The sequence below is a fragment of the Rickettsia sp. Tenjiku01 genome (genome assembly GCF_001653015.1).
Classification (GTDB): Bacteria; Pseudomonadota; Alphaproteobacteria; order Rickettsiales; family Rickettsiaceae; genus Rickettsia; species Rickettsia rickettsii.
Genome location: NZ_BCMR01000024.1, coordinates 1 through 5,000 on the forward strand (window position 1 = coordinate 1; position 5,000 = coordinate 5,000).

The following is a 5,000-nucleotide window of genomic DNA, read 5'->3' on the forward strand; positions in this document are numbered from 1 at the left end:
CTTTCTCTATAGCCTTATTAAGATTATAGGTACTTACTTTAGTATTACCATAATTAAGTAAACACATTAATAGTTCAGAATTCCCGTGCGCTATAGCGCACCCTATACTAGTATCAGTGTATAATCCTTTCTGATTTAACATAGTCTCTATCTTGCTTAGAGAAAATTTATTAAAATTATATGTTTCTAAGGTTAAAGCTGTACTAAATACCCTGATTAAGTCATTGTATGTTAATTCTTTCGGCTTTGTTTCTATATTTAAGTTAAATATTTCAGGATATGATTCATGATATTGCGCATGAATATTTTTATAAAATTTTACAAAAGCTTTATATTCTGTATGTAGAAAAACCGGCAACTCCTCTATGCTTTTCATATTTTTAATTTTATTAGCACTTAAAGAAAAACTATAAATTTGATTGTCTAATTTATAGCTTATACTAAAATCTGATGCTACTAATAGATGAAAATAATCTCTTATATATTCAATCAATAAACAGTCATTCTTTGTTCTAGCATCGTAATTATTTTGAGCTAATCGTATAATATTTACATCGCTGGCCTTATTATAAGTGCATAACACCATGTTGCCCTGTATCCAATCTAAATGATGTTGAGCGGCTCCTGAATGACAAGAAAATATATGAACAATATTACATTGATTTGCAGTGATATTATTTTGTATTTTATTAAGCAGTGTAACATCTAACACAACATTTGTACCTTCATCAGAAAATATACTCATTAATAAGTAAGAAGGCTCAGGCATAAAATATGATTTAATTTTTCCCCATAAACCTAAATTACTAGGTTTAAACTCTAATCCATGTGCATTTATAAAATATTCACTACTTGTACCTGAAGGTAAGTCAGCTAAGGTTTTTATTTCCTTGATATCAGGATTTTCATTTGTCATACTGATATTCGGGCCTTTAAACAATATTTGTTGCATATTTATATCCTTATATAATTAACTTAATTATCATATTCTATGGGAATTACCACATAATATGGCAATTTTTATAAAAGTCAAGATAGAGTTGGTATTTTATTCATAGCTGTTAAGTTTTTAATAAGAAAAAATCATATAAAGCTATATAGTATTTATAAAAATTTAGAGTTGATAATTATAGATAATAGCATTGAAAATAAGGCTATAAAGTAACCGGCAAACAAGGGATAAGATTTAAAACAATCTTATCCCTAGTTGCGAATAAAAATAGAGTTTAGAAAGAACTTGCAATATTATTTATTAAATCTCCGGATCAGTATTGCCCAATATTGTTGTATCTGAATTACTATCCGTATTTTCTTCCATAAAATTTAAATTGAGTGCAATAGTATTATTTAAAAGAATTTCAGAAGTGATTCCTTAATTACTGATTGACCATTATTTATATTTTCTATTATACCTTTTGAAACAATATTTGACCCTAAGTACCCTCACTAGATATATTTAAAGTACTGCCTGATACTAGATTTAGTGTACCAACGATATTCAAAGACCTTCCTGCTTCTATAATTACGGTAGTATCAGAATTGAATGAGATATTACTAATAATCACATTTGATGCTATAATAAGTTTAAGAGTATTCATATACATAGAGTCTAAATGAATATCTAAACAATCTTCAACCTTTATTTCTTTTAAATAATTTTCTTATGCCTCTTTTGACATCTCAAGTAACTCATTTTTAGAAATAGTCATTTTTTCTGTTAATTTATATAAATTTCTATCTTTTAAGAGATCTAATAAAATTTTTACTAGGTAACAACTGCAATAGTTCCTTATAAGTTATGGTATCGGAGAACACCATTTTATTAACTTCCAATTTCAAAAAAGAATTTTTTATTATTTGCTTCTGTTAGTGTTCTATAGAATTTTATCCGCTCATCATTTACCGTAAAATCATCAGCTCACTTTTTGAGCATTTCTTCTAACCTATCTAATATTGCTAAATCAAAAAAATCATTATTGTTATGTATTTGATCATTATTAAAAGTAAGGATTGTACTATTTCCTGCTATTAACTCACATAACTTATCTAACTCATGACCAACTACGTAATCAATATCTTTAAAACTAAGTTGCTTTTGTTTCAATAATTTTTAAATATTTTCATTAAGCAGATAAGTTGTTTTTGTTTGTATCGTTTATTGCTCCAAGTTCATTGATGCCTTTGTGCTTATCATCTTCATAATAATTACGAGCAATTTCAAATAATTTTGTTACTGCATTTGCACGAGCTATATCATTATAACTAGCTAATGTATTTAATAATTCATGATTTGAAATAATAGCTTTCATTTCTTCTGCACTTAATATTGTCTCTTGCACTAAAAAATGATCTTCCATCTTTTCTATTAATGATTTAGCGCTTACCGCTTGTACCCTTGCCCCTAATTGTTTATAACTATCTATACTTTCCTTATCTTGTTTTTTCTTATACACCTCTTCTATTACTTTTCGCTCTAATTCATTACTCTTATTCTACTCCCAAGCCTTTTTTTCTTCATTTTCAGGTTGATCGTTTTTAATACGCTCTATTTTTGTATCTATTTCTACAATTTTCTCTTCTATAGATATACTTGATTTTTTATATATTGCTGCAAAAAATTCATAATTTTTATCTTTAATATATTTCCTAAATTCTGATTTTAATCTAAAGAATTCTTGCATGACTCCGGAATTTTTAATAATCTCAGGCAATTCAAAATTATTTAAATCACCTTGGATATATTGAAAATTTTCTTTTTACTTTTCATAGTCAAATAAAAATTCTGCTTTTATATACTCTTCAATAGCATCAATAATGCTTACTACAAAACTTGTCTTTTCTACTTCAAAATCTAATTCGCTCATATTTAAATCCTAATTATTATTAAATTGAAATTTAAGAAATTTTAACTGTTGGTAATATAGTCAATTCAATGAGATTTGCATAAAAGGCGCAAGGCACGAAACCTATAACTAATAGGAAAGCAACGAGTAATGATGTAGGTAAGTCCAAATCAATTGACTATAAAATACGGTCATTGATTTTTATGCAAAATTCTATCGAACTATTCTCAATAAAAACTTACAACCACTTCCGTTTCTTAAAATATTTATAGGTAATAATTGTAGATAATAACATTAAGAATAAGGCTATAGGATAACCATACGGTGATTTAAGCTCAGGCATTACGGTAAAATTCATGCCGTAAATACTAGCTATTAAAGTGGGTGGAAGAAAAAATATAGTAACCAACGAAAAAATTTTAATAATATTATTTTGTTCAATTGCAATCATACCGAGTGCTGCGTCTAGGGTTCTTGCAATCTCACTAGATATAAATTGTGAAAAATTAATTATTGAGTCTACGTCTCGAAGCAATGTATCTAATAGATCCTTAGATGCTTTATTGTGAGTTATTTGTGGAGATTTTAAAATATATTGAATAGCCATAGTTAAAGAAAATAAACACTCACGGCTTTTAGAAAGTAAATCACCTTTTCGACCTATTTTCTTTAATACATTGGTATGATCTATACGCAAATCATTAATATTATTATCAAGTATTAAACGTCCATAATCATCAATATCAATACTAATCGACTGTACAATATTCGATAATCTTGTTACCATATTACGAAGTAACATAAATAAAATATTTTCTGCATTATGTTTGTTATTAAGCTGCTTAGCAAATTTATTTATACAGTCATTAAAGGGTATTAATTCTACGTAACGAACTGTTATAAGACAACATTTATGCAAAATAAATACTATAGAATGTGTTTCAGGAAATTCTTGCTCTTTATTAACGAGTACCGTAATAGTTAGATATAACGCCTCATTTTCAACATATAACCTCTCAGAAATCTCAATTTGCGATATGTCCTTTAAAGTCGGTATTTCTATATTTAATGTATTTTTTACTATTACTTTTTCTTCATCTGTTATATTGAATAAATCAATCCATAATGTGGATTCATTAATAATATATTCTGCATTTTTTACTATAGAACTATTTTCCTTTAAATATGTAGTTATCATATAATCTCAAATATGTTTTTATAGAGATTAACAAACTTCACTCTTTAAAGCAACTGAAAGCTTTTATTCTTGTAGATGATTCCTATTATTAGACTTCTTGCATAACCTATCTTAGAAAGAGGGACTTGAAAGAAAGACGGAAGCACTTGCCACCGCAGCGTACACACAAGTAACGTGAGGATGCGAGTACCGGATTGACGTACAAATCGTCTTTAGAAGGAGGTTATGCAAGAAGTCTATTTTCTAAATAACAAATAATATACAATATAAAACCATCCAAAAAATCCATGAATAATAAGCCCATAATATTGATTTATTCACATTAAATGATATTACTATTGCAAGTATTGTTCCAAGAGCAATACCACCATATCCTAAGTAATTCATATATTTTACCCTTAATATTTTTTAATATTATTGTAGGGTATTTATTATAACGAAAATTAATAATATTTTTGAGAGGATATATCCTATTTCAAAAAAACCTTATAATTTATAGCTAACAAGAACAGAGAAGCCACAGACAAGAAACAACAGCAGTTATGAAATGTTCGGCATTCGAGGGCTTACAAAGACATTGCTGCCAATTTTTTAAGTTCTATCTGAATATATACGTTCCTTACAAAAGCAGAACTTTATATATTAATTATTTTTTTGCAGTAAGATTCCAAATTTTCTCTGCTTTACTTCCAAGCTACCAAAAGCTTATTCCTAGAATTGTAAAAATACTGCTTTATGAGTTGTATTCAAAAAATCTTGTATATAAATTAATAAATAAAAAAGTAACCCTGAATCCTTTAGTTACCGAATTATCTTGTTTTGAACCGTGATAAATAGCTGCTCCAAACATTAAAGCAAATAATAAAGACCAATGAAATAATTTTATCGGCTTTACCGGCTTTAAGTAATAATCTTCAGGATCATAATTTCCAAATATTAATAATAACCACATTGCAATA

5 protein-coding genes and 3 pseudogenes (1 of these 8 running past the window's edge) are annotated in these 5,000 nt (G+C 27.3%); 1 reads left to right on the top strand and 7 read right to left on the bottom strand.

Features of this window, described 5'->3' with window-relative positions:
• From TENJIKU01_RS06000 to TENJIKU01_RS10810, 5 genes and pseudogenes are all read right to left on the bottom strand, one after another.
• Window positions 1–952, bottom strand: a 952-nt coding sequence (locus TENJIKU01_RS06000) for a hypothetical protein (RefSeq protein WP_064429585.1), incomplete at its 3' end; no start/stop codon positions are given.
• Window positions 953–1,347: 395 nt separating this feature from the next.
• Window positions 1,348–1,604 (bottom strand): annotated as a pseudogene (locus tag TENJIKU01_RS06005) (hypothetical protein).
• A gap of 314 nt (window positions 1,605–1,918) precedes the next feature.
• Window positions 1,919–2,104: a hypothetical protein gene (locus tag TENJIKU01_RS06010; protein ID WP_064429586.1), complete on the bottom strand. Its 186-nt coding sequence runs from the start codon at window positions 2,102–2,104 to the stop codon at window positions 1,919–1,921.
• Window positions 2,105–2,123: 19 nt separating this feature from the next.
• Window positions 2,124–2,453 (bottom strand): hypothetical protein, encoded by a 330-nt coding sequence (locus tag TENJIKU01_RS06015; protein WP_227780069.1) that lies wholly within the window; start codon window positions 2,451–2,453, stop codon window positions 2,124–2,126.
• 39 nt (window positions 2,454–2,492) lie between these two features.
• Window positions 2,493–2,864 (bottom strand): annotated as a pseudogene (locus TENJIKU01_RS10810) (hypothetical protein).
• Between the two features lie 83 nt (window positions 2,865–2,947).
• Between TENJIKU01_RS10810 and TENJIKU01_RS10815 the strand changes: the two are divergent.
• Window positions 2,948–3,029 (top strand): annotated as a pseudogene (locus TENJIKU01_RS10815) (palindromic element RPE2 domain-containing protein); the annotation flags it as partial.
• Window positions 3,030–3,081: 52 nt separating this feature from the next.
• Here the strand turns inward: TENJIKU01_RS10815 and TENJIKU01_RS06025 are convergent.
• Together TENJIKU01_RS06025 and TENJIKU01_RS07940 are read right to left on the bottom strand one after the other, a co-directional pair.
• Window positions 3,082–4,041, bottom strand: coding sequence for a magnesium transporter CorA family protein (locus TENJIKU01_RS06025; RefSeq protein ID WP_064429587.1), 960 nt, complete (start codon window positions 4,039–4,041; stop codon window positions 3,082–3,084).
• A 733-nt stretch (window positions 4,042–4,774) separates the two neighbouring features.
• Window positions 4,775–5,000: the 3' portion of a hypothetical protein gene (locus tag TENJIKU01_RS07940; protein WP_082894544.1), read on the bottom strand. The gene runs 158 nt beyond the window's last position; 226 of the gene's 384 nt are visible here — the last part of the coding sequence; its start codon lies beyond the right edge, outside the window — the gene reads right to left on this strand; it ends in the stop codon at window positions 4,775–4,777.

What these genes read in the sequence shown, in the direction of transcription:
- TENJIKU01_RS06025 (WP_064429587.1), bottom strand. Translation starts at nt 4,041, where the DNA reads ATGATAACTACATATTTAAAGGAAAATAGTTCTATAGTAAAAAATGCA.